A 25821-nucleotide genomic window follows, 5' to 3' on the forward strand; every position below is an offset into this window, starting at 1 on the left:
AACACCTTGTTAATTTTTCGTAAGACACAGAGAATTTTTAGACTGTATAATCAGTGTTAGTAGTACTTAAAGAAATTTGGCTTTCATCAACACTATTACTAGTTTCATTGTAAGATTGACGACGTTGGTTTTGTTGTTGGTTAGATTCTCCTTGGTTAGAGCCACCAAAACCACCACTTCCGCCACTATCAGCACCAACAGAAACTTGGAAGTTAGCTACTTCTAAACCTTTGTCTTGTAATGCTTTAATTAATTCTTGCGCGCCTTGGTCGATATTATCTTTTACATGAACATTTTCTGCAATGAAAGTAGCATAAACTTGACCATCTTTAGTGCTAATTTTTAGTTTTAAGCCATCAAGAGCATCTGATTTTAAGTCAAATTGGAACTCTGCAACGCCTAATTCATTAATGCCTAATCTTACATCTTGAACGATTTGTTCCATCATTTGAGGAGGAATTACTGTATTAGTAGGTTGGATAGGGGCAGGGCTAAAGCTACGTTCAACAGGTGTTGGAACAGAAAATGCAGCTAAAGGATTTACTTTAATTTCTTCATCCTTAAGCTTTTGCGGTTGTTCTTCACCAAAGGTGGAAAATTTATCAAACTCAGCTTTTGGTTTTTGTTTTATTTTATTGGCAGGTTTACGAGCATCAGTTTCTGGTTCTGAAACATTGCGATCATCAGGACGTGGACGAGAAGAATTGCTTGGGCTAGAGCCACTATCATTATTTCTGCCAGAAGAAGATGAACCAAAACCAAAAATAGTTCCTAAATCATCAGCGAGTCCTCCTAGATCTTCTTCTGAAGACTCGGCTTGTGGGTTGATATCGTCGTCTTGATCTTCAACTATAAATTCTCCAAATTGTTTAGTGGTTGCAGTTTTTTCTTTTTTAGCTTCTGATGAATAAGGGTTGCTTGCACCAAAAGGGCCATTAATTCTATTAGTCATAAATTCCTCCAATAAAATGTTGAAAATAAAGTGTTAAATAATAAATGATTGTTAAAAATCATCATTTTGCCGATTCATTTTTGCTGAGGTATACATTATTTGAGCAATTTCCTCTAATTGTTTAGCTTCTTTCTTTCTTTCTTCTTCTTTTAAGGCTTGATGCCAGTTTTCTTTATGTTTTTCCATTACTTGAACTTCTTTAGATGCAGCAATTAAAGCATCTTCTGCCTTTCGTACTTCCCCTTCTGCACGTGCTACGGCTTTACGTTGATTTTCTACAGCTTGCTTAATTTCTTCTATTTTTGAGATCATATCTTCAATATGAATTTTACGAATTTTAATTTCATCAACCGTCTATTTTCCGCTAAACATTTTATCGTTATACTCTTGAGTCATTTGGTTTTTGCGCTCAATAGCAGCAGTTAGCTCTTCTTTAATTTGCTCTAATTTTTTTTCTTCAGCTTTAAGTTCATCTTTCTTTTTATTAAGAAATTGTATAGCGTCTTCTCTAAGACGTTCTTTTTCATCTAGTATTGGTTGTAATCTATATTTAACCTTGGACATGAATGCTCCTTAAAGAAGTCTGCTACTTGCCTGCTGGAAATAGTTTTATCAGTTGATTTACAGCATCATCAAAGCGAATTTTGTCATGAGTACCTTGTTTTAAGTAATTATTTACTGCATCAATACGATCAATAGCAAAATCAACTTTAGGATCGCTACCACGTTTATAAGCTCCAATTAGGATTAAGTCTTTTTCTTTTTCATAAGTTGCAAGAACTTCTCTAAGTTTAGCAGCAGCAGCAATATGTGGTTTACCTGCAACAAAATTTTGTACACGGCTAACACTATCAGAAATATTAATTGCTGGGTAATGGTTACGTGCAGCCATAGCGCGGGAAAGAATAATATGACCATCCAAAATTGAGCGAACTTCATCGGCTACTGGTTCATTCATATCATCGCCTTCTACAAGTACAGTATAAAAAGCAGTTATAGAACCTTTGTCAGAATTACCAGTGCGCTCTAATAGTTTAGGAAGTTCAGAAAATACTGAAGGAGGGAAACCACCTCTAGCAGGGGGTTCGCCAGTTGCTAAACCTACCTCACGTTTAGCACGAGCAAAACGAGTGGCAGAGTCCATCATTAACATTACTTTTTTGCCTTTATCGCGGAAATACTCAGCAATTGCTGTTGCAACATAAGCTGCTTTTAGACGAATTAATGACGATTCATTAGAAGTTGCAACAATCACAACAGAACGTTTTAAGCCTTCTGGCCCAAGGTCATTATCTAAAAAGTCTCTGACTTCACGACCACGCTCACCGATTAGTGCAATAACATTAATTTCAGCTTCTGTATTACGGGCTATCATTCCAAGTGTAGTAGACTTACCAACACCAGCAGCAGCAAAGATTCCAATACGTTGGCCTTGTCCAACTGTAAGCAATCCATCTATTGCTCGGATGCCTATTTCCATTGGCTTTAATACACGCTCACGTTTCATTGGGTCAGGTGGGTCATTATGAACAGGATATTCCATTGAACAATTTAATGGGCCTTTAGTTGCTACATCTATAGGCTCGCCTAAACCATTTAATACACGTCCTAATAATTCATCACCAACCTTAACTGTTAAAGAATAGCCTGTTGGGATAACTTCGCAATTCATACCAATATTGGTAAGATCTCCTAAAGGCATTAATAAAACTTCGCTATCACGAAATCCAACTACTTCAGCTTTAACAGGTTGTGAACTATGAGGAGTGTTTATTAAACAAAGTTCCCCTACCCATACTTCTGGAACTGCGGCTTTAACAATTAAGCCGACTAAACCAGTTACTCTACCACGCACTTCTACTGGGGAAATGGTATCTATATCATCTAGATAGCGCGAAATGTCAATACCTGTATCTGTCACTGGCATAAATAACCTCGCTATTTACAGAATATTACTTAATATGACCGGCACGCTTAAGAAGCACTCTTTCCATAACTTCTAATTGTGTTTTAAGTTGTGCGTTTACTACTCCAGCATCCGATTCAATAATACAACCGCCTGGTTGCACTTTAAGATCACTTTGAAAATCAATAATTTTTGACTGTCCTACTCGATTAAGTAATTGATCCCGTGCTTTAACTAAATGTTCTAAATCATCAGGATTAACACGAATAGTAATTTTTGTTTGACTTCGTACTGTTTGAATTGCTTGTGTAACAATATCTGCAATAGTATCAGGATGTTGACGAAGTTCACGTCCGATAATACGTGCTGCTACACGAATAGAGAGCCGAATCATATCGGATTCTGCTTGAACTAAGACATCGCGTTTTTTTTCTGTCAAATCATAAATTATTTCATTAACTTTGGTAAAACCTTCTTTATAGCCTTCTTCGCGGGCAGCTTCTAGGATGGATTGGCGTTCTTCTTCAATGGCAAGGCGTTCTTGGTCTAATCTTTGCCATTCTTCTTCTATTTGAAGGCGTTGGGCTTCGATTTCTGGTTGCGCACTTTCAATAATTTGTTGGGCTTTTTCCTGAGCGTCTCTAATAATGCGTTGAGCTTCTCCTGTAGCATCATAAACAACGCCTTTAATTACAGAAGATTCCACAGCTTTGCTAAAGGGTTCCTCTGGTATAGAAGGACGTTCAGCACTTTTAATTATTTTACCTTTAACAATTCTATTTTCACTCAAAGTTTTAAAATCTCCTTATTAAGCTGATGCGCTGGTAGTTTCACTTTTAGCAGTAGCAGGGATTAAAGGTTGGCGTGTTTGTAAAATATTTGCTAATGTTTGGTCAACTTGTTCTTTAGAAAAATCTATTAATTCTGGGTCTGCTTGACGAAGCCTAGAGAGCAAATCATAAAAGCGTCCAGATTCTTCAATAGAAAACTTTTGGGTTATAAATTTCTGTAAAGTTTCACTTTCTTTTAATAATCCGCCTGCTAGCATTGTTAATCCAGCATCTTCAGTAATAGAGAAATTACGTAATTGTTGCGTAGTTAACCAAACTAAAGATTTTTCTGCTAATAAAACGTTTTTTGTTTCTACTTCACGAAGTAACTTTAATCGTCTAACAATTTCCTTGGAAAAAACTCTAGGAAAGCGTTGGAGTGATGCAACTAATTCATCTCGGTTTATTCTTCGCATTGCTATAGAAATAACTTGCAAGCTCATTTCTCTTAACAAAGTACGTAGTCGAGGTGTGTTAAGGCGGGTAAGGGGGTTTTCTCCAGGCAAGATAAAAGTAAACTGACGTACAAAAGCATCTTTTACTACATCTAGCAAATCAGGAGCAATTTGTGGGGGTTCTGTATAGGTTGAGAGCTTACGAATAGTTCTTTCTGGCAAATGCTGCATTACTTCATTAACTAATTCTGCTGGTAAGTGGTGAAAAATTACTCGAATAATCGTTGCTGGTTCATTAGCTAGGACAAGAGCAATATGTGAAGGATGAACATCTGTAATTTGACGTAGTAGAAACTCACTGCGTAGTGCTTTAAGTCCTGAACTTGAAGCATTGCGACGAGCTTCTTCGGGAAGATCTAAAAATTTTTCTATACGAGGTTTAATTAATTCTTGCTCTTGACTAGGTAAAAACTTAAAAAGTGATACTGCCTCATCTTTATCTAAGATAAGGGAAATAGTCATTAATGCTTGTAAGTGGGCTGGAAATTGTGTTTCCATAGTTTATTTTGCTGCTGCTTGGGCTGGTTGACCCTTAGCTCTAAGTGCTACGCTACGTTCACGTTCTAGTTGTGAAACTGTTTCTGCTAATTTACGCATACGAATATAGCTATAAATAAAAAGTCCAGCAAATACAGCAATTGCAGCCATTGCACCTAAGCCAATATATTTAATCATATTATTTTTTAGATTATCAAATTGAGCCGCATTTGGTGCAGCTACGGCTTTCATTACTACTTGAACTCTTGTTGGATCTAATCCTTCAATAGACGGAGCAATTATATTACGCACTTCTGCGACATCTAAAGGAGGTGTTGCAGTATTATACTTTAATAAAACTGATGCGCTAGGTTGTGTTTGTTTACTTTCTTCAACCAAAGGGTTTGGATTTGGTAAAACTACGTGTATTTGCGCACTAACAATACCTGTAATTCTTTCTAAACTTAGCTCTAAAGATTCTTGAATTGCAGCTAGTTTTCTTAATTGCTCTTCAGTAGGAGTAGGAATTAATGCACCTTCCTTAAAAGCTTCTTTAAGAGGATCTCTTTTAGAACGGGGTAAATCATTTTCATTAAGAATATTTAATGCTTCTACTACTGCTTTATCACCGATTATATAAGGAGTTTCCAATACAACTGACCAAGTTACTTGATCTTCTGCTCCTACCTTAACTTTATGGGCATTTAGTCCATTACGTTGTAATAAGACACAAATACGTTGGGCTTCATTTTCTGTTATTTCGGTACAAAGATCTTGATTACGGTTACAAGCACTATTAATAAAGGTAGCAAGCAATATAAATAAAATAAGACTAAGCTTTCTGAGCATGTTATCTTCCTCTTATGAGAGATTACTAGGAATAATTTTAAGGTTATTCCTAGTAAAAATTTCAGGATTAAACATTCGTTTGCAAGATAGTTTTAATACCAGAAGAAATTTGATCAACTACTTTGCTAATGATAGTGACATGTTCTGTGATATGGTGCATTTTGGTTTGGAGTTTAAGCATTTCCATACTATTTACAGGAGTATTAGCATCAATATTATTTAGGATACCTTCTAGAGAAGCCATTTCCTTGTCAATACCTTCTAAATAATTACCTACTTTGCCGGTTTCACCTGATGCGCCAACACGGTCTAATTCGGCTCTAAGGTTTTCTAATTTAGAGCGATTATCATAAAAAATGCTTTGGTAGCCATTAACTTCATTACCTTGATTTACAACGCGGTCAAACATTTCTTGGGCCTCACGTGAAGACATTTGTAAGAGGTCGCCATTTACATGACCGGTTTCTTTTAGGTTTTCAACATGTGTTTCTAGCTCTACGCCTTTGGTTCGAGTGGTTTCAAAATCTTCATTAGTAACAACTTTTTTAGTTTCGGTTGCCTGAGAAGTTTCTGCTACTCTAGTAGCATTACTAACACTAATAGGGTCTACCATACTTTTTCCTCCAGTTAATATTTCTGATTAAATTTAAGTAAATTAAAGAATTTTTCAATAATTAGGAAATAATTCTTAATACAACTGCAAATTCAGCAGGTGCTAAATCTAGCACTTACTGAATTTATATTTGCATTAAGTAGCACTAACAATACCCCGATTTTTTAACATTTGGCATAAATGTTGGAGGCATTTAGTATGCAAACGAGAAGTCCAAGATTTAGATAATCCAAGTTTATTTCCTATTTCCTCCAAAGTTAATCCTTGATAGTAATAAAACTCTATTAATTTTCTTTCTGTATCTGGTAACTGTTCAATAGCTTCACGAATAATTTGACTATATTCTTTAGTTTCATAATCTTGATCTGGAGTAGCGCGATTTTCAGGAGTATTAAGAGATTCAGATGATTCTAAAGAAAGCATATAGGCTGAAACAATACCAGAAAACATAGCTTCAATTTCTTTTATTTCGTCTTCTGCTCCTTGGCTACGTAATTCACTATTGGAATCTGAATAATGGTGCATTAGCTCATTAGCACTTTGTTCAAAGCGAATCCGAGCAAATTCAGAGCGAGAAAACCAACCTATCTGACGTAGTCCATCGTAGATTGCTCCTTTGATTCGGTAATAAGCAAAGGTCTTAAAACTTACTCCACGACTACGATCAAAACGTTCAACAGCTTCAATCAAACCAATACGACCATACCCAATTAGATCATTAATATCTATTTGGGAAGGAAGTTTAGATACAACTGATTGAGCAATTGAGCGTACATAGGGTAAATAACGCTCAATTAATTCGTCTCGCTCATCTTCATTGTTGAACATTAAGGCTTGACCCATATAGCGCGCTCACCGCGTCAAAAAAAAATTATGGGATAAAAATTTTTTTCCCCAACATTTTGTTGAATGTTTTAATAAATTTTAGGGAATTAAACACTACTTGGATTTTAGTTGTTTACTAACCGCAGTATAACCGCAAGGTTAGGTAAACGCAATAACTTTGACAGCAAAGACAGGGATTAAAAAGATGATACCTTTTAATTTAATTTCTTAATTTTGCTCCACAATACCAACAAAATTCTGGTTCTGAACCACTACTAGCATAATCATTAGCTGCTGCTTGTGGGCTACCACAAAGTGAACAAAAACCATCAACTAAGTTTCCTTGCTGTCCTCTATTAATAGCTGCTTGCATAGCTGATGGAGCAGGTGCCTTAAAAGATGCTGCTGAAGGTACAGATGTAGAAAGTGGAGCAGTAGCATCCATAAAAGCAGGCTCTTCAAAACGCTTCATAGGTTGGGGAGTTTTAGATAAAGAAAGGCCCATAAATGTTTGGTAACGCTTACGTACACCTTTTGTTGGAGATGGTTTAGGGACAGGCATATTAATATTTGCTTGTTCATTAATTAAGTCTTCTTGTGAAACACCTGTTGCTTCAGTATTTTTAGAAAAACCTAAATTAGTAACTGTAGATGGAGTTGCAGCTTTAGAAGCGGCTGGGTAAGGAGCAATAGAATTTTTAGCTAAATTTTCTGCTACTTTAGGAGGCTCGGTTAAGGATAAACCAGCAAAAGTGCTATAACGCTTCTTTTTTAACTGACTAGGTGGAGGTGGTGCAGGAGGTGGAGTTAAAAGATCTTCTTTATATTGATTTAGATCTTGACCACTTTCATTTAAGGATAGACCAGCAAAAGTGCTATATCTTTTCTTAATTTTGCCATGAGTTTTTGAAGGTGTTTTTGGCTGTTCTAGATACTCATTAACTCGGTTAAGATCAACAGGTGGTATTGGACTTGAGGCAAACCCTAATGTTGCATCAGGGGAAAGATTTTCTGAAGTCTCAACAGGGGGATTGTTATTAGGTGCTGTCCAAGGTGCTTGGCTAATTGATGATGAGGAAGGCAGAAAAGATTGTGTGCTTTCCATATCATGGCTAGATGTATGGCTAACAGCTTGATTAGGAGATGTAATTGTACTTTTTGGAGCAACAGAAGCATTGGTGCGATTTGGGTCATCTAAATTTAAGTTAGTGGTATTTTGAACTGGTTGAAAACTAGGATTGTTTAACATTGGACTAGATATTTCTTTGGCTGGAGTTTGAGTAAAACTTTCTTTACGAGTTGCTACAGGGGTGAAAGTAGGTTCAGGATTAGTTGATAGAGGTAGACTAATCACACCACTATTTGTTGGTTGCGTTGAAATATTCGCCACTGCACTAGATATAATTTCAGAAGCTTTACTACTAAAATCTAATTTAAGATCTTTAGTAGAATTTGCTAAGCTAGAAAAGTTACGAGTAGCTTCTTTTTGTAACATGGCTATATCTTGGCGAAGTTCCTCTATTTGATTAAGAACATTTTGCACTGCAAAAAGGGCTGAAGCAAGCCCTACAGTAATAGTGACTACTAGCAAAGCATAAGCTATACCATTGCTAAAAATTAAACCAGTGGTGACTAAACCCAAAAGGACAACTGCTATAGCCAAAAAACTAGCGGATGAGCTTTTCATAAAAATTTCTCCAAATAGCCATAATAAATAGATAGTTTATAGTAAACAATGAATTTATAAAACTATTGCCAACAGACTTAAATTATCAATAGGTAAACTTAGACAAAGATTTTTCTTAGATTTTATTTATGAAACGTTGGAAATATATTAGAAAATTGAAAATGTAATCAAGATAGTCAAGAATTATAATTAAATTTAAAGTTTGATACTAATATATTTTCAATAGTTCTTTAACTTACAGAAAATCATAGAGTTAGATTATTTATAAATAACTTGATAGAGCCTGCTGTAATTTTCTTGCATTTCAGATTCTATTATCGGTTTAGCACGAAAAACATTTCCTATTAACTGATAAGTGCTATTACTAATTAATATTTGTTGTCCTTTTGCTTGAGACATTAAACGATTAGCTAAATTTACAGTATTACCTATAGCAGTATAATCTAATCTCTGTTCTGAGCCAATACAACCTACGGTTACTTCTCCTGTATTTATACCAATACCTATTTCAATAGGTGCAAAGCCTAGACGTTTAATTTCTAGATTTAGTTTGCTTAAGCGTTTTTGCATGCCAATTGCAGCATTAACAGCATTTATAGCATCGTCATCATTATGATAAGGTGCGCCAAAAATTGCCATTAATCCATCTCCTAGGTATTTATCTAATGTGCCTAGATTAGCAAAAATAATCTCTGTCATAGCACTAAAAAATAGGTTTAATGCCTTAACTACTAGTTGAGGGCGACTTTTTTCCGCCATACTAGTAAAATTACGAATATCGGCAAATAAAATTGTAGCAGGTTGTATGGTTCCACCAATTTTTAATCCTTCAGGGGATTTAAGGATTAGATCAATAACATGATTAGGCATAAACCTTTGATAAGAAGCGCGGGCAATAGCTTCTTGGGCTAATTGTTCATAAGCGCGGGCATTATCTAATGCAATAGCAGCTTGTGCTGCAACAGCATTAAGCAAATCTAGATCATCAGAGCTAAAGCTATCATAGGTCTATTTTATCAACATAAATAACTCCAAGAACGTCATTTTTCCCTAAGAGAGGGGCGCACATTACAGAATGTATATGTTGAATGGCAATACTTTCTGAAGTTAGACGACGATCGGTTTGAGCGTCTACAGAAAGAAGTGATAGCCGATCAGAAATTACTTTACTAGCAATAGTACGACTAATGGCAAAATCCGTTTTTTGGGATTCAGTCATTTTTTTGTTTGGATTTATTTTAATTAATCTTGGCTCTAGTTTATTAGTATTTGTTTGGCAAATTAAAATAGCACATCGATCTGCTGGAGTAAGCTTAAAGAGTAATTGAGCAATTTGGACAAAAATTTCATCAATATTAAATACAGAACTAAAAGTTCTGCCTAGTTCATAAAGAGTTTCTAATATTTTAATTTTTTCAGCCAAGCGATTTTCTAAATCACCTTGTTCAAACTCCTTGTCAAGCATTCTAGTTTGATAAGGATCTCCTGATACTGAGCGAGTTAAAACATTTTGTCCAATAGGCGATTCTTGGTAGTTAATGTCATTATTGCGGGCTGAACGATCAATTAATTGTATTGTAAAAGTACCTATAGAAAATAAATCGCCATCTTTTAGGGAAGCTTCTGTTATACGAGAATTTTTAATTATTGTGCCATTAGTACTATTGAGATCTATTAGTAAATATTCTGTTCCAATTCTTTTTAGCAAGGCATGAGAGGCAGAAACTTGTTTAGTTGGCAAGACTAAATCATTTTGGCTTGGATGACGACCAATTTTGATTTCTGATTTAGAAATAATATACTCAGAAGTTTGATTATTTGACTCATTTGTAATTATTAGTTTGGCCATAGCCAATAGAAAAGCCTTATTTTTTTGGATGAAGCAAAATTCTACGCCACTTAGCTAAGAAATGCACGAAAAATATTTAGCCGCCATTAGGAAATTATTCTTAATGGCGGCTAGTTCCTTAATAAATTAAAGCTAATTAAACATGAGTATCATCAAAAAAAGTTTTTAGTTTACGGCTTCTGCTAGGATGTCTCAGCTTACGAAGTGCCTTAGCTTCAATTTGTCTAATACGTTCTCTAGTAACAGAGAAATGACGGCCAACCTCTTCTAATGTACGTTCATGACCTTCAGCATCTAAACCAAAGCGCATCTTTAGGATTTGTGCTTCACGTGGTGTAAGTGTATTTAGCACTTCCATTGTTGCTTCACGAAGACTTTTACCTACTACCATTTCAGCCGGATTTAAGCTAGATTGATCTTCTATAAAGCTACCTAAAGAAGATTCTCCATCATCTCCAATAGGAGTTTCTAAAGAAATAGGTTCTTGGGCAATTTTTAGAGCTTGACGCACCTTTGACACAGGTAAATCAGTCCGTATTGCTAATTCTTCGTGAGTTGGTTCACGTCCTAATTCTTGCACCATAAGTCTAGCAGTACGAACAATTTTATTAATTGTTTCTACCATATGAACTGGTACGCGAATAGTGCGACCTTGATCAGCTATGGCACGAGTAACAGCTTGACGGATCCACCAAGTTGCATAAGTAGAAAATTTATAACCACGACGATAATCAAATTTTTCTACTGCTCTCATTAATCCAATGTTGCCTTCTTGGATTAAATCAGCAAATTGCAAACCACGACTACGGTTAATATAATTTTTAGCAATAGAAACAACTAAACGTAAGTTTGCTTCTATCATTTCCTTGCGAGCATCTGTAGCTTGCTCATGAGCTTGTTTAATTTGTTGTAAACTACGTTTAAGTTCTGTGTAATTGCTTAGGTAGTGTCTTTCTATGTCATTTAGACGACGACGAGCAATTCTAGCTTGCTTACGTAGTTCTTCTTCAGATGAAGGAGTTTTTTTCTTACGAGCAGAAGTTTTTTCTGGAGAAAGAGAGCTTTCTAAATTTGTACTTTCTGGTGCTTGTCTAACAATATTTTCTTCTCTCTCTATTTCATTAACTACTTGTTGAATTGAATCAATAAAACTTCGTTTGATTTCAGAAGAAAAAGAAATAGTGCGAATTTGCTGGCTTAATTTAATACGTAAACGACGAAGTTTTGACATATTACGTGAAGATTTAGCCCTTTTATCTTCAAAGATTTTTTCACTACTTTTTCTTATTAATACAAGCAGCTTCATAGCTTCTTGAAGCTTAGTGATAGTTTCTTCTAGGTAATTATTTTCATTTTCTGCTGTAATATCATCAAGTTCTGAATCCGAAGTATCAATAACTTGACGTATAGAAATTTGACCTTTTTTTAATTGAATAAGTAAGTTTTCTAGGTCTTCAGCTACTACCATAGAGCGAAACAATGCTTTATCCATACGGCGCGTGCCGCGCTCAATACGTTTTGCAATATTTACTTCATCTTCACGAGTTAGTAAGCTTACGTTGCTCATCTCACGTAAATAAAGTGTCATTGCATCTAAAGATTTATCTGCTTCGGCTGCTAAATCTGTTCGACCAGCAACAACTTCTAAATCTTCTTCTGCTATTTCTGGAGGTTCAGTTTCTTCAACCCAAAAATCACCCTGTTCTTCAGCAACAGAGTCCATTTCGGCAAGAAATTTCTCCAAGTCGATGCCAGAAACCATTGATTCACCCCCCGATGAATCTAAGTCTGTTTCTAACAGCTTGTCATCCAAATTTGTTCTCATAGAGTTTCGATCCTTCCCAGTATTCCCATTATAGTTTGGGATTTTGGCTTGTTTTTTGTTATTTCTTTATAGTATCCTAACAATTTAGGAAATAATACCAAGACTAGCAAATGAATTATATCACAAATTTTTGTAAATATCAAGTTATTTATTACAGTTAATTTTATTAGTAAAAGTTATATTGAAATGGTAGTAGGTCAAGTGACACATATTAGGTAAGTTACTTTTATTTATTTAACCTCTTTACCAAAATTTAGTTTCTAAAAACATATAATAAATTTGCTTTTTCGAGGAAATTAGATGAGGCATTCTAAACTTCTAGTTGCAACAAAAAATGCTGGTAAAATCAAAGAATTAACAGAGTTACTAACTAATTCTGGGTTAGAAATCATAAGCCTAAGTAGTTTTCCAAGTCTAGTTGATGTAGAGGAAACAGGGCTGACATTTACCGAAAATGCTTTAATTAAAGCTCATTACTACTATAAGGAAACACAAATACTTTCTTTAAGTGATGACTCTGGCCTTTCGGTTGATGCTTTAGATGGTGCGCCAGGGGTTTATTCGGCTCGTTATGGCGGGCCAAATGCTTCTGATAGAACACGTTATGAAAAACTATTAACTGAGTTAAAAGACACACCATTAGAAAAAAGAACTGCTCGTTTTACTTGTAGTTTAGCTTTAGTGGGCAAAGATTTAGAGGAAGTTTTTAGTGCTAACACCGAGGGCCGAATAATATTTTCTCCACGTGGGGAAAATGGTTTTGGCTATGATCCAATTTTTGAATATTTACCTTTATCAAAGACCTTTGCTGAATTAAACAGCCAAGAAAAAGCTAGTGTTAGTCATCGTGGTAAGGCTTTAGCCAAACTACGCGAATATATTACAAATAAATTATAAAGTTAGTTAATTTTGTTCTTAGTCGTTCTTAACATGACGCAATAAACAAGCAGTCAGTTCCCAAATTTTTCTGCTTTTTTTAGACTATTTTGCAGTTGATAAAGTTTGGTAAAGATTTGCAATTTATAGAAAATAAAAAACAAATTGCGAACTTTTTAAGGAGTATTTTTTATGAAAGCTATCTGGAATGGTGCTGTTTTGGCAGAAAGTGATCAAACTATTGTTATTGAAGGAAATCACTACTTTCCACCTGCTACAATCAATAAAACTTATTTTCGTGATAGTAGTAATCATACTTATTGTGGTTGGAAAGGACAAGCTAGTTATTATGATGTGGTTGTAAATGGAGAAGCTAACAAAGATGCTGCTTGGTATTATCCTGACCCAAAAGATGCAGCTAAAGAAATTAAAGGTTATATTGCTTTTTGGAAAGGTGTTAAGGTTGAAGCTTAATTAAAATAGATTAAGTGTATATTCTAGTCTAGCCCTAACATTTACTAATTTTCCATCTTTAGTTGCAGGAATAAATTTAATTTGTGAAGCAGCTTTTATAGCTTCTTCATCTAATCCATAACCTAAACCTTGAATTATTTTAATTTCTTTGACTGAGCTATCTGTAGCAAAAATTACTGACAAAATTATTACGCCCTCTATTTTTTCTTCTATAGCTTCTTTAGTGTATGAAGGAGTCTTTTTAGATAAAATTCTTGGAGGTATTACTCCAGTATCTTTGATGTTATAAACTTCCTCAGCAGGAACAATTTCAATTTGTAAACTACTAGTATTTCCAGTTCCTGAAGCACTTCCAGAACTAATTCCACCACCATTGCCACTACCATTAGCTGGAATTTCTTCTAAATTTTTATTTGCCAAAGTTAAAAAATCATTGCCGCTACCACTAATGGAAGGTAATTCACCTGGTAATAATACATTTGGTAGCACCACCGGCTTGCTTTTAGCAATGGAGTTTTTAGAAGTCACATTGTTTTTACTAGTTATATTACTAGATGAATTATCTGTATTGTTATTTCCTGTAGAAGGTTTTTTAGTTAAATTTTGAGGAAAAGGAAGAGGAGATAAATCAATAATTTTTGTTAATTTTTTGGACTCGGAAAAACCTTTAGGTATTTCCTGTAAAATACTAACATAAGAAAAAGCACTAAATAACCAAAGTACCACTGCAACAGTTTTTCCAACACGCCAATACTTTTCATCACGTCTAAGAGAATCTTCTATTTGGAAAAGTTGCTCAAAAAATCTTACTGGGTTACTAACAAAATCTCTATAACTACTTAATAAACTAGATGTTAACCGACTTAAAAAACTTGGAGTTGTTAATAAAGACAAATTATTAAAAAGCGTTGGTCTGATAACACTAGAACTTGTTGTTGTGATAGGTCTTGGTAAATTAGGTTGAGAAATATTTTGTTTAACATTTTCCCAAAGTTTAGGACTAACATCAATATCTACAACATTTGTTTGATAATCAAAAAACATTGCATTTTCTTTTAGGATTAATTTATATTCTTTTTGGCAACTTAGGCATTTATCTAGGTGTGCTTCAATAGAAACATTTTCTTGTATAGATGTTTCTTGATAGGAATAATCAGCTAATTTTAGTAGCACTTCTGCACACTTCATAAATTTATCCTAGAAAATTAATAAAATCGGTTTTCTAATTTGCTTCTCACCACAAGTCTAGCTCGATGTAAATCAGTTTTAATTTTACCTATTGACCAACCAGTTATTTCAGCAATTTCTTCATAGCTTTTTTGCTGGAGCATTTTTAGTGTAAAAACTACTCTCCAATCTTCTGATAGCTCTAAAATAGCTAGTTTTATAGCCTGGTTAAGCTGTTGGTTAAACACGTCTTTATCAGGAGTTTGTTGATTAGTTAAATTAACTTGGTCTAACTCAAGATATTGATTACCAGTATTTTCTTTTAAGTTTTCTCTAACAGTATTTTTTGCAATACCAAATAACCAACTAGAAAATTTATTAGCGTCTTGAAGCTTACTTAAATTTTGATAAGCCCTAACAAAAGTTTCTTGTGTAAGTTCTTCTGCTAGAGCTTTATTACCAGTTAAGTTATAAATAAAACTAAGAATAGGTTTGCTATAACGCCTAAACAAAACATGAAAGGCTTCTGGATCACCTTGTTGACTTAAAGTAACAAGGTCTGATGCTTCATCAGTATAAGAGGCTTCAGCTTTAGCTAGTAATGTTACTTTAAGCAAAATTTATCACCTAGTAGATTTATAACTTATCAAACAAAATTTATCAAAAACTCTCTTTATTAAATTAGAGCAATTGGAAAACAAACTCTAAACGTACTCTTACATTGATGGGTTGGTCATTTTTTTTGCCAGGTATAAATTTAATTAAATAAGCAGCTTTGATTGCTTCTTCATCTAGTCCATATCCAAGACCACGTACAACTTTAAGTTCGCTAATAGTTCCATCTTTACTTAATATTGCTGATAAGATAACGCTACCTTGAATTTTATCTCTTTGTCCCTCTGTAGTGTATTTAGGCTTTTGTTTATAAGTAATTACAGGATTAATAATGCTTTTACTAGGGTTATAAACTTTATTATCACCTATTCTACTTGGGCCACCTCCAGTATTATCACCGATGCCAGGGCCATAACCATAGCCATAACCATCACCTACAGCACCGCCACGATTTGTTCCTATTCCACCACCACTTCCAGGGCCATTAGAGGATAAATCACTAGTAGCATTAGGAATACCAAATGAGAGGTTTTTATTTTGTGCTTCAATCAATTCAGGTTGTACTTTAATAGTTGGCAAAACAGGCAAAACAGGGTTTTTTATTTCTGGAGGCTTAATGCTAGGAGAAACAATTGGATTCTCAAAAACTGCTTTTGGCAATTTTCCCTTGCTTGGTGCGGTCATAGAACGATCTCCACCGCCGCCACCGCCGCCAGATTTGTTGCTAGCTTTAACAGGCTTGGGTTTTGCTGCTGGAGGCAAGGCTACAAACATAATGAGTTTTTGACTTTGAGTTGTCTCTACAACTTCTTGAACAGGCGAATAAAAATAAATTCCAATATAAATAACAATCATTAATAACCAGCAAAACATTGCTCCTGCCAAACCTACTTTAATATATTGTCTTTGTTTACTTAAGTTTGGATCTTTAGCTAAAAAATTACTAAAAAATTGTTTAGGGTTTGTCTTAAAATCTTGATAGCTCTCGCTAGCTACTTTAATAAATCTTTGACCCATAGTTTCTTGTTCAATAAAAGTAAAAATTTTTTCTTGCATAAACTCTCCCCCTAAATAATTTTGTAACTAAATTGCTGTTAAGTAGGTGGAGGTTTTTAAGAAAAGGTTTCAAACTTTTTCCAAAAAAATGGATTTTTTCTCCTGCTTTAATTTAGGTCAATCAGTTTTTCAAACTTTCCTAGCTTATGCTAACATCCGATTACTTTTTCTTGCTTCTTATTAAGCTTAAGTATTTACTATAGGATTAATTTTATGGATAAGTTTAGAATTGTTGGAGGTAAGCCTTTAGAAGGTCGTATTAGCATTAGCGGTGCAAAAAATTCTGCTCTACCTTGTATGGCTGCTGGACTTCTCACATCAGAAACCGTTGTATTACATAATTTACCTTATGTTAGAGATATTATTACAATGCGACGCTTGCTTGAAGATATGGGTTGTATGGTACTAATGCCAGAGCGAAATACCTTAAAAATAAAAGCAGACGACATAGAATTTTTTGAAGCACCTTATGAGCTAGTAAAAACAATGCGTGCTTCTGTGCTTGCTCTAGGCCCGCTAGTAGCTAGATTTGGACAAGCAAAAGTTTCTTTGCCAGGAGGTTGTGCTATAGGTCAACGTCCAATTGATATGCACCTTTCAGGACTAGAAAAACTTGGGGCTAAAATTGAGTTAGTAGGCGGAGATGTACTTGCTTCTGCTGATAAACTACAAGGTGCTGAAGTTACTTTTGATAAAGTTACTGTAACAGGAACAGAAAATTTAATGATGGCTGCTGTACTAGCTAAAGGTACTACTATCTTAAATAATGCTGCGCGTGAACCAGAAGTTGTTGATTTAGCAAAGCTTTTAAGCCGAATGGGAGCAAGAATCATTGGAGCAGGTACAGAACAAATACGAATTGAAGGAGTTGAAAAACTTCGAGGTGCAGAACATACAATTATTCCAGATAGAATTGAAACAGGTACTTTTATAGTTGCTGCTGCCATTACAAATGGAGCTTTGGAAATAACAGATTGTAATCCAGAACATATTAGCTGTGTAATTGACCATCTTAATTTAAATGGTGTAAATATTGAGCGTTTAAGCGATGTAACTTTACGAGTTGAAGCTGGAAAGCAACTTAAAGCTAAAGATATGATAACAGAGCCTTTCCCACTTTTTCCCACAGACCTTCAAGCTCAATATATGGCTCTGATGACACAAGCTGAAGGCACATCAGTAGTTACAGAAACAATTTTTGAAAATCGTTTTATGCACGCTAGCGAAATGATGCGAATGGGAGCTAATGTTGCTATTCGTGGCAGTCAAGCTGCTGTTACTGGTAAATCTAAACTAACAGGGGCTAAGGTTTTGGCTTCTGACCTTCGGGCTAGTGCTTCGCTGGTGTTAGTCGCACTAGCTGCTGATGGAGAAACCACTATTGACCGTGTTTATCATATTGACCGAGGCTATGACAAAATAGAAGAAAAACTTCAAAGCCTTGGCGGACAAATTGAGCGTTTTAGAGAAGCATAAAAATCTACAAGAATAATGTGAGGTAATAATGTCTAATACAGATTGCATTTTTTGTAAAATAATTGCAGGTCAAATCCCAGCTAAAATTGCTTTTGAAGATGATAAATGTCTAGCTTTTCATGATATCAATCCTCAAGCACCTACACATATATTAATAATTCCTCGCCATCATATTGCTTCATTAAAAGATGCAACTACTCAAGAAAATGAACTTCTAGGACATCTTTTAATTTCTGCTGCAAAAATAGCAGGTCAAAAAGGAATTGATGAAGGAGGGTTTCGCACAGTAATCAATACTGGAGCAGGAGCAGGACAAACTGTTTTTCATATTCATGTACATCTTCTAGGAGGACGTGATTTAACCTGGCCCCCGGGTTAGCTATTTTAAGTTAACTATTTGATGAATATGAGGTTATTAAATAGTTAATAAATTTAGAAAATTTTTATAGCAATTACGCAACTTAAATTCTAGTCTAGCGATAATATGAATGGTTATTCATTCAACACTTCCTAATTTTTGAAAGTCCTTAAAATTTAATGAAAAAAATCTTACTAATCCTGTTAATTTTGTTAGTTCCAACATTAATATTTGCTGAAACCAACAGAAATAAATCCTTAAATCAACAAAAAGACATTTCTGCTAGTAAGAAAAAAAGCTAAAGAAGCTAAGGAAACTAAAGAAGCCAAAGAGAATAAATCAGATAGTAAATCTGCAAATCAAGAAGAAATAATAATAGATATAGTAAATTACCCAATCAATTAATTACACCTCATAGGAGATAGCCATGTCTGCCCTTGCAACAGCAGTAAAGAAAGTTTATGAGTCTCGCGCAGCAACAAGAGTAAAAATAGCTACGCCTTTTCTATTACGTTATGAAAAATCTGCTCCTTTTGAATATGAAACAGTAATGACTGAAAATGTTAGTAAGACAGGACTTTGCATTACTACTAAAAACCCTATTCCTGTACAAACAAAAGTTTATTTAGAAACTCCTAATCATAGATTTCGTGCTTTAGCTGTGGTAGTTTATACTAATAAAACTAGAATGGGATTACATCTTTTAGCTAGTAAAGGTGCTTGGCTTGTAAAATAAATTCTTCTACCAAAATATGAGGACAAGAAATTAATTTAGATTATATGTTTTGTTAGGGTTTCTTATTTAGATTAAAAATATTTTTATTAGAAACATTTCTTTAGGTATAAAGATAAACTAAATCTTTATACCTATTTTTAGTTTAGGGTTAATTTAATTTTCATTACACGAAACGACTTGACACTACAATCAAGTTTGCTCACAATGACAAGGCTATCTTTTTTATTTTTCAACCAAACTATTCAACTAAAATTTTTGTTACAGGTGGGTGGATGAGGGCAAAACTTCAAGTTACCAATTTGACCTCCAATGAAAATGTATTGGAAAAAGTTGTTCCGCCAGAGTTAGATATTGTTACAATTGGTCGTCATCCATCTAGTTATGTTTATCTAACCTCAGCACATGTCTCTAAAGAACATGCACTTATAATCCAAGATAATGATAGCTTTTATTTAATTGATAAAAGCTCTAATGGCACACTGCTTAACCAAGCTAGAGTGGAGCGAGATAAACGTATCAAACTAAAAAGTAATGATGTTGTTACAGCAGGAGAGTATCAAATAACTTTTACTATTGAAGAAGATCAAGCTGTTCCACAAATGATGAAAGCTCCTGCTGCTACACAAAAGGCTGCTAGTCCAGCTACAGTATCAAACACAACAAATACAGGGTTTGCTGCTGGAGGTTCTCGACCATTAGAAGCAATCAAAACAGATGCTTTAGGTGCAAATGATGATCCAGGAGCTACTTTTGCATCCTTACCTACAAGTTTCCAAGATGTTATTCGTGGCTTAGAACCAGGTGAAGAAAGTTCTTATTTAGTAATGGTAGGTGGAAAAAGAGATGGTCAAAGAGTTGAATTAAAGGGAAGCACAAGTGAAGTATTTGTTGGACGTGGTGCTAATTGCCAAGTACAAATAGATCATGCTTCTATTAGCCCTACACATGCTAAAGTTAGAATGGATTGGGCTGGAATTACAGTTTATGACCTAAATAGCCAAACAGGGGTTTTTATTAATGGGGTACGTATTGCTAGTAGTCGTAAACTTCATAATGGAGATGAAATTTCTTTTGGTATTCCTACTAGTGCTGGTGGCATAAAATTAATACTTTATGACCGCAATTCTATTTCTGGGGACAATTGGATAGGTGTTCCTCCACCAATCACAATAAAAAATAATGAGCCAACAGAAAATAAGGAAAGTAAAGGTTCAGATAAAGCTAAAGTAGAAGAAAAACCTATCAGTAAAGATGCTGCTTCAGCAGCAAAAGCAGAAATTACTGCAAAAGAGCCAGAAAAAGCAGAAAAAAAAGTAGAAAAAACAGAAGCAAAAGCTGATGAAACTCAAGTACAAGCAGGAGAAATAGAAGAGCCTGCAAAAAATATGCTGGATATGAACAGAGTATTAGTTGCTGGTTTAACTATCAGAGATATTTTATTTATTAGTATGCTACTGGTTTTTGTTCTAATTTTCTTTGTTATAGGCTTAAGCTTTTTATAAATTTTACTTGCTTTGCTTTGTTAGAATTTCCAAAAGCTCTGTATTTTCTTCATTTAAGTTTGAAACAATAGAAAAAACATCTTCACCTTGAGAAGTTTTATAACTTGTAGATGCTCCATAATTCAACAATATTTGCATCAATTCTTTATTACCAAAACTAGCTGCAATCATTAGTGGGGTTTTTTCGTTTGTATTATTCTTAAGTTCTGTTACTGGGTTATTACTATCTACTTTAGCCCCTTTAGCAAGTAAACTTAATACTATTTCAGGGTTTTGATTTACTGTTGCCCAATATAAAGCTGTTTCATTTCGATTGTTAGCCATATTTACATCTACGGGATACTGAAGTAGAAACTTTATATTTTCTATTTCCCCTCTTTTACTTTCATGTATTAATGGAGTCATTCCTTGAGGATCTATTAAGTTTGGATCTGCTCCATACTTTAATAACATTTCAGCAATATCAAAACGTTTATTTTTTAATGCAGTAGTTAAAGACGTTGAGTTTAGGGTAGTGTTAGGATCAGCGTTGTGTTTAAGTAAAAATTCTACTATATCCAAATTTCCCCTAGAGACAGCTAAAAATAAAGGGTTATTAATTCTAGTTAGGTTTGGATTAACATTAGCTCCTGCTAAAACCAAAATTTTTGCTAACCAGTTTTGTCTTCTATCTACTGCATAAATTAAAGGTGTTTGGCGAATATTATCAGGCTTGTTTAAGTCAGCACCAGCTATAATTAGCCATAAAGCTGCATTGTAATTTCTAGCATCAATTTGGCAAGCAAGACAATTCTTACTTAAGAAATTTTGCCCAAATAGCCTCATTCCAATTACACTAGCACTCAACATTACAAACAACATTACTAAAACAACAACAAAACGTTGAAAAATATGTTTAATAATAGGGGTTGATTGTTTATCTTTTGTTTCGGAAATAGGAAGAAATTTTTGTGTAAGTGATTTTAAGATTATGCTGCTAGGTAACATTGCAAGCACTATTACTAGTAACCAAATAAAAACTATATTTAACCAACTAGCTGAACCATAATAAACTGCTGGAATAATAGCAAAGATACTTATTGTTGCTAATAACATTTTTTCTAAAAGAAAATTTATTAATCCACTTGAATTATTGCTAATTTTTTTTGCTGTATTCATAAAATCCTCAAAATAAATGGAATACCACCCACACTAAATTAAAACAAACGGCGAATTTAAACTAATCTTAAGAATATTTACTTACTAAAAATAAGAATTGCTATTTGAGATATGTTAGTTGAAACAAAGTTTATCATAATTTATATGCTAAGCGATGATTAAATCTTAAATAAATGGATGAGGAATAGAATATTAATTAAAAACATCAGAAATTGGTTAGCATATATTTACACTCTTATAGAATAAGAGTTAAATTAGAGGTTTTCGTACTGCCGGCCCCATCATTTTAGCTAAATTTTACTTGCCCTAGAAAAATTTAGTATCCCAGTCTAGCTAATGCGGTTGTACACAGAATAAGGAGGTAATATGTCAAAAAGTAAAAACACTATGACTCCTGATCTGCTAGCGCATCTTCGGGAACAAGTTAAATCTAATCCCCAAACCGTTACAGAAGTTATTGATCAAATTAAAGCTCCTGATGCAGCAGAATTAATTAATGAGCTTAACTTAGAAGATGCAGCTATGACATTGATGATGTTACCTATAGAAGAATCATTAGCCATTTTTAATGAACCCAGTTGCGAACGTCGGCATGAAATAATGGAAATCCTAGAAATAGATCGGGCAGCAGAAATCTTAAGAAGAATGTCTTCTGATGAACGTACTTACGTAATTAGAAGAATTTCCCCAGAAAATCGCGCAAAGTTAGTTCCTACACTTCCAGAAAATTTACAAGCTGAAATGCGCTTATTGTTGCAATTTCCTCCTACTACTGCTGGGGGAATTATGTCTACAGAATATGTGCATCTTAGCCCAGATAGTTCTGTTGGAGAAGCTATAAACCATGTTAGAGCTAATAGTAAACAACGCCTTCATATCTATTCTTGTTATGTTTTAGATGATGATGGGCAACTTTTAGGGGCTGTTTCATTACGGGATTTAGTAGTAGCAAATCCATCTAAATCTATTCGGGAAATAATGCGTAAATATCCTATTTCAGTACATTGTTTAGATGACCAAGAAAAAGTTGCTCGTGCTTTGGCTAAGTATAATTTATTAGCTATTCCTGTGGTAGATGACAATAAAAGAGTGCTAGGATTTGTAACTATTGATGATGCTTTAGATGTGATTATTGAAGAACATACAGAAGATTTACATAAGATGGGAGGGATGCAAGCATTAGAAGAGCCTTATTTAGCTAATTCTGTTTTTGATATGGTAAAGAAAAGGGCTGGGTGGTTAGTAATTCTTTTCTTAGGTGAAATGTTGACGGCAACAGCAATGGGATATTTTGAAGAAGAATTATCCAAGGCTATAGTCTTAACTTTATTTATTCCTTTAATTGTATCTAGTGGAGGAAATTCTGGCTCACAAGCTACAAGTTTAATTATTCGCGCTATTGCTCTAAATGAGGCTAAAGCAAGTGATTGGTGGCGGGTAATGTGGAGGGAAATCTGTTCTGGCTTAATGTTAGGTGCTATTTTAGGTGGACTAGGATTTATCCGAATTGCAGCCGTCTCAATGTATTCAACTGCTTATGGCCCATATTGGTTTTATGTTGCATTAACTTTAGCTTTTACTTTAGTAGGAATAGTTTTACTTGGAACTTTAGCTGGCTCAATGCTCCCATTTGTACTTAAACGTGTTGGTTTTGACCCAGCAGCAGCCTCTGCTCCATTTGTTGCTACTTTAGTTGATGTAACAGGTATAGTAATTTACTTTACTATTGCTTCTTTAATTTTAAGAGGAAAACTGTTGTAAATATTTGTTAGTTTTTGCTATTAAGCTTGTAGTCTCAACTAATTACAAGCTTAATAGCGATATAAGTAAAGACTTAATTTTTATCAACATTAATTGGGTTTGACTGGTTTTGTACCGTAGTATTTCGTCTATACCAAGATCTACGAACTAATTTAAAGACAAAATATAAAGGCAAAACAATAAAGATAAATAATGGAACTAATAAGCCAACAAAGCGAATCAAACCTAAGAAAACATCTTGAGCTATTTCAATAGCATCTGAAACAGCATCTTTTAATTTGTACATAAATCCCCTGCTTGTGCCGCTTACCAAAGGCTGAGGAGTTTGTAATGTTATGGTAATAGTTGAAAGACTAGCTTGATTTTCTAAAAAACGCATTCGTCCTTCAATACGTTCAATTTCTGTGCGAACATTATTTAAGTTATTTTGCACTTCTAACATATCAGAAACTTTAGTAGCCTTTTTAAGAATCTCTAAAAATTGGTCTTCTAGTGCGTGTTTAGCTTTAAGACGCGCTGTTAAATCAACAAACTCTTCTGTCACATCTTGACCAGAAGCTTTTTCTCGTAACAATCTACCAGCTAAAGCGCGAATCTGCTTTAATGTGTCGTCAAATTTGGCAGCAGGAACACGAATAATTACAGTCATTCTTTGACCATTTTCCCCTATTTGCTGACTTTCAGAGGTGACAATAAAACCGCCTTGAGTATTGGCAATGGCAGAAATTTGAATATAAGCTTCCGCAGGTTTTTCTAATTCTAGGTCTAATTCAGCATTACGAATAATTTTACGCTCAATAACTTGATTGGTTGATGCTTGAGCCGTTGAAAATGAAGTAGACTCTTCATTTGGTGCAGGCATTGCAGCAGGGCCGCCTTCACTTGCTACACCACCTATAACGCCTTCCGCTTTACCCATAGGCGCAGGCATACTTTTTGCGCCACCACCGCCTTTACCATAAGAGCTATAGTTTTCATTTGAAGGTGCATAAGAATCTTTTGATGAACTACCACAAGAAGTTAGTAAAATTATTAGTGCAATAAAAAGAATGAATTTTTTCATGTTTCCTCCCTAGAAACCTAACTGTAAATCTGACATTTAGGATTAAACATTTTAACCATCTTAAATTATAGTTAACTTTTCATATAGTCGCTTAAGTAAAAAAGTAGTTCCTAGTTTATTGCAGGAGAATTTATGGATATCTTAAATAAAATTATTGCTAAAAAGCGAGAAAGATTAATACTTGCTAAAGAAAAAATGCCTTTGGATGAATTAAAAGAAAAATGTGTAAAACGTGATAAAGCACGTTTTTATAATGCTTTAATAAAATCTCAAGTAAATATAATTGCAGAAATAAAAAAAGCCTCCCCATCAAAAGGCATCATCTGTGAAAATTTTGACCCTACTATGATTGCTAAAGATTATGAAAATGGGGGTGCTAGTGCAATTTCTGTGTTAACAGAAGAAGATTTTTTCCAAGGCTCATTAGATATTCTAAAAAATGTGCGTAACACAGTTAAATTACCAATTTTGCGTAAGGATTTTATTTTTGACCCTTATCAAGTTTATGAAGCTGCCCTTGTAGGAGCAGATGCTTTTTTATTGATAGCAGCAATTTTAGAAGAAAAAGAAATAATTGAATTAGTTGAATTAGGTATAGAACTTGGATTAGACGCATTAGTTGAAATTCATAGTGAACAAGAACTAGAAAAAGTGCTAGACTCTCAAATAAAGATAATTGGTGTTAATAATCGCAACTTAAAAAATTTTACTGTGGATATAGATGTTTCCTTGCAACTTGCAAAACGAATGCCAAAAAATGCTATTTGGGTAAGCGAAAGCGGGATAAATAACGTAGCAGATATAACTAAATTGCAAGAAGTTGGCTACCACGCTTTTCTAATAGGAGAACAGTTGATGCGCTCGCAAAAACCAAAAGAAGCTTTGCAGGAATTGTTACCCAAAAAGCATCTATAGCCAATTAAGTTGTAAGGAGCTAAAAGTATGACAACCCCAAACACCCCAATTCAATTTTCTGAGGATGACCGTCAACTACTAAGGCAAGTTTTAGGAATAGTTCAAAACCTGGATGTAAGACTTTCTATAGTAGAAGAAGACAAAAAATATCAAACTACACCTAGTTTGTTAAATGCTTTTCGGCATGTTTTAGAGGAACAACTAGAAGCACAATTAGAAGCACAACTAGAAGCACATCTAAAACCTATCAAAGAACAATTAAATAAACTAGAAAAGGAATTTCGTCACTATAAGACACAAACTAGATTAGAAATAGCCAACTTGAGTGCAGATCTAAGTATTGTAGAAGAACGTGTAGGAGTCTTAGAAACAACTAATAAATCTTAGGTATATATA

27 protein-coding genes are annotated in these 25821 nt (G+C 34.3%); 9 read left to right on the forward strand and 18 right to left on the reverse strand.

The annotated features are described in order from the left end of the window. Nucleotides 1–37: 37 nt before the first annotated feature. The 13 genes from IPK14_26125 to rpoD form a co-directional block, all read right to left on the reverse strand. Nucleotides 38–952, reverse strand: coding sequence for a flagellar hook-length control protein FliK (locus tag IPK14_26125; protein MBK7996721.1), 915 nt, complete (start codon nucleotides 950–952; stop codon nucleotides 38–40). A 51-nt stretch (nucleotides 953–1003) separates the two neighbouring features. Then, nucleotides 1004–1264 (reverse strand): flagellar FliJ family protein, encoded by a 261-nt coding sequence (locus IPK14_26130; GenBank protein MBK7996722.1) that lies wholly within the window; start codon nucleotides 1262–1264, stop codon nucleotides 1004–1006. Nucleotides 1265–1306: 42 nt separating this feature from the next. Next, nucleotides 1307–1516 carry a hypothetical protein gene (locus tag IPK14_26135; protein MBK7996723.1) on the reverse strand — a complete coding sequence of 70 codons (210 nt, stop codon included), beginning with the start codon at nucleotides 1514–1516 and terminating at the stop codon, nucleotides 1307–1309. 22 nt (nucleotides 1517–1538) lie between these two features. After that, a complete protein-coding gene (gene fliI, locus IPK14_26140; GenBank protein ID MBK7996724.1) occupies nucleotides 1539–2879 on the reverse strand; it encodes a flagellar protein export ATPase FliI in 1341 nt (446 codons plus the stop codon). Between the two features lie 25 nt (nucleotides 2880–2904). Continuing rightward, entirely contained in the window at nucleotides 2905–3648 is a 744-nt protein-coding gene (locus tag IPK14_26145; GenBank protein ID MBK7996725.1) for a hypothetical protein, read from the reverse strand. 18 nt (nucleotides 3649–3666) lie between these two features. Further along, the gene (locus IPK14_26150) at nucleotides 3667–4641 is read right to left on the reverse strand and encodes a hypothetical protein (protein ID MBK7996726.1); all 975 of its coding nucleotides are present in this window, start codon (nucleotides 4639–4641) and stop codon (nucleotides 3667–3669) included. 3 nt (nucleotides 4642–4644) lie between these two features. Continuing rightward, nucleotides 4645–5469, reverse strand: a complete 825-nt coding sequence (locus tag IPK14_26155) for a hypothetical protein (GenBank protein MBK7996727.1) — start codon at nucleotides 5467–5469, stop codon at nucleotides 4645–4647. A gap of 67 nt (nucleotides 5470–5536) precedes the next feature. Then, nucleotides 5537–6082, reverse strand: coding sequence for a hypothetical protein (locus IPK14_26160; protein ID MBK7996728.1), 546 nt, complete (start codon nucleotides 6080–6082; stop codon nucleotides 5537–5539). A gap of 135 nt (nucleotides 6083–6217) precedes the next feature. Next, nucleotides 6218–6925, reverse strand: coding sequence for a sigma-70 family RNA polymerase sigma factor (locus IPK14_26165; protein MBK7996729.1), 708 nt, complete (start codon nucleotides 6923–6925; stop codon nucleotides 6218–6220). A gap of 202 nt (nucleotides 6926–7127) precedes the next feature. Beyond that, a complete protein-coding gene (locus IPK14_26170) occupies nucleotides 7128–8594 on the reverse strand; it encodes a DUF948 domain-containing protein (GenBank protein ID MBK7996730.1) in 1467 nt (488 codons plus the stop codon). A gap of 258 nt (nucleotides 8595–8852) precedes the next feature. Next, complete coding sequence (locus IPK14_26175; GenBank protein MBK7996731.1) at nucleotides 8853–9569, reverse strand: adenylate/guanylate cyclase domain-containing protein; 717 nt, start codon at nucleotides 9567–9569, stop codon at nucleotides 8853–8855. Between the two features lie 25 nt (nucleotides 9570–9594). Further along, nucleotides 9595–10443 (reverse strand): FHA domain-containing protein, encoded by an 849-nt coding sequence (locus IPK14_26180; GenBank protein MBK7996732.1) that lies wholly within the window; start codon nucleotides 10441–10443, stop codon nucleotides 9595–9597. A gap of 136 nt (nucleotides 10444–10579) precedes the next feature. Beyond that, complete coding sequence (gene rpoD / locus IPK14_26185) at nucleotides 10580–12268, reverse strand: RNA polymerase sigma factor RpoD (protein MBK7996733.1); 1689 nt, start codon at nucleotides 12266–12268, stop codon at nucleotides 10580–10582. 300 nt (nucleotides 12269–12568) lie between these two features. Here rpoD and IPK14_26190 point away from each other — a divergent pair, with 300 nt between their 5' ends. Continuing rightward, nucleotides 12569–13165, forward strand: coding sequence for an XTP/dITP diphosphatase (locus tag IPK14_26190; GenBank protein ID MBK7996734.1), 597 nt, complete (start codon nucleotides 12569–12571; stop codon nucleotides 13163–13165). A 171-nt stretch (nucleotides 13166–13336) separates the two neighbouring features. Beyond that, complete coding sequence (locus tag IPK14_26195) at nucleotides 13337–13618, forward strand: DUF427 domain-containing protein (protein MBK7996735.1); 282 nt, start codon at nucleotides 13337–13339, stop codon at nucleotides 13616–13618. On the opposite strand, the gene IPK14_26200 is transcribed toward IPK14_26195, so the two are convergent. From IPK14_26200 to IPK14_26210, 3 genes are all read right to left on the reverse strand, one after another. Beyond that, entirely contained in the window at nucleotides 13619–14806 is a 1188-nt protein-coding gene (locus tag IPK14_26200) for an energy transducer TonB (GenBank protein MBK7996736.1), read from the reverse strand. It abuts the gene before it with no gap. A 17-nt stretch (nucleotides 14807–14823) separates the two neighbouring features. Next, entirely contained in the window at nucleotides 14824–15402 is a 579-nt protein-coding gene (locus IPK14_26205; GenBank protein MBK7996737.1) for a sigma-70 family RNA polymerase sigma factor, read from the reverse strand. A gap of 64 nt (nucleotides 15403–15466) precedes the next feature. Continuing rightward, a complete protein-coding gene (locus tag IPK14_26210) occupies nucleotides 15467–16456 on the reverse strand; it encodes a TonB family protein (protein MBK7996738.1) in 990 nt (329 codons plus the stop codon). 213 nt (nucleotides 16457–16669) lie between these two features. Between IPK14_26210 and murA the strand changes: the two genes are divergently transcribed. From murA to IPK14_26230, 4 genes are all read left to right on the forward strand, one after another. Beyond that, the gene (murA, locus tag IPK14_26215; protein ID MBK7996739.1) at nucleotides 16670–17932 is read left to right on the forward strand and encodes a UDP-N-acetylglucosamine 1-carboxyvinyltransferase; all 1263 of its coding nucleotides are present in this window, start codon (nucleotides 16670–16672) and stop codon (nucleotides 17930–17932) included. A gap of 28 nt (nucleotides 17933–17960) precedes the next feature. Next, nucleotides 17961–18311: a histidine triad nucleotide-binding protein gene (locus IPK14_26220; protein MBK7996740.1), complete on the forward strand. Its 351-nt coding sequence runs from the start codon at nucleotides 17961–17963 to the stop codon at nucleotides 18309–18311. Nucleotides 18312–18717: 406 nt separating this feature from the next. Then, on the forward strand, nucleotides 18718–19026 hold the full coding sequence (locus IPK14_26225) for a hypothetical protein (GenBank protein ID MBK7996741.1): 309 nt from the start codon (nucleotides 18718–18720) through the stop codon (nucleotides 19024–19026). A gap of 272 nt (nucleotides 19027–19298) precedes the next feature. Beyond that, the gene (locus IPK14_26230; GenBank protein MBK7996742.1) at nucleotides 19299–20528 is read left to right on the forward strand and encodes an FHA domain-containing protein; all 1230 of its coding nucleotides are present in this window, start codon (nucleotides 19299–19301) and stop codon (nucleotides 20526–20528) included. Nucleotides 20529–20531: 3 nt separating this feature from the next. Here IPK14_26230 and IPK14_26235 read toward each other — a convergent pair whose 3' ends face one another. After that, nucleotides 20532–21686: an ankyrin repeat domain-containing protein gene (locus tag IPK14_26235; GenBank protein ID MBK7996743.1), complete on the reverse strand. Its 1155-nt coding sequence runs from the start codon at nucleotides 21684–21686 to the stop codon at nucleotides 20532–20534. A gap of 366 nt (nucleotides 21687–22052) precedes the next feature. Between IPK14_26235 and mgtE the strand changes: the two genes are divergently transcribed. Continuing rightward, nucleotides 22053–23447 carry a magnesium transporter gene (gene mgtE / locus IPK14_26240; protein ID MBK7996744.1) on the forward strand — a complete coding sequence of 465 codons (1395 nt, stop codon included), beginning with the start codon at nucleotides 22053–22055 and terminating at the stop codon, nucleotides 23445–23447. A gap of 73 nt (nucleotides 23448–23520) precedes the next feature. Here mgtE and IPK14_26245 read toward each other — a convergent pair whose 3' ends face one another. Next, the gene (locus IPK14_26245; protein MBK7996745.1) at nucleotides 23521–24510 is read right to left on the reverse strand and encodes a DUF4349 domain-containing protein; all 990 of its coding nucleotides are present in this window, start codon (nucleotides 24508–24510) and stop codon (nucleotides 23521–23523) included. A gap of 132 nt (nucleotides 24511–24642) precedes the next feature. Between IPK14_26245 and trpC the strand changes: the two genes are divergently transcribed. Together trpC and IPK14_26255 are read left to right on the forward strand one after the other, a co-directional pair. Further along, nucleotides 24643–25425 (forward strand): indole-3-glycerol phosphate synthase TrpC, encoded by a 783-nt coding sequence (trpC, locus tag IPK14_26250; protein MBK7996746.1) that lies wholly within the window; start codon nucleotides 24643–24645, stop codon nucleotides 25423–25425. 27 nt (nucleotides 25426–25452) lie between these two features. Then, entirely contained in the window at nucleotides 25453–25812 is a 360-nt protein-coding gene (locus tag IPK14_26255) for a hypothetical protein (protein MBK7996747.1), read from the forward strand. Nucleotides 25813–25821: the final 9 nt, after the last annotated feature.

Source organism: Blastocatellia bacterium (assembly GCA_016713405.1).
GTDB lineage: Bacteria > Acidobacteriota > Blastocatellia > Chloracidobacteriales > JADJPF01 > JADJPF01.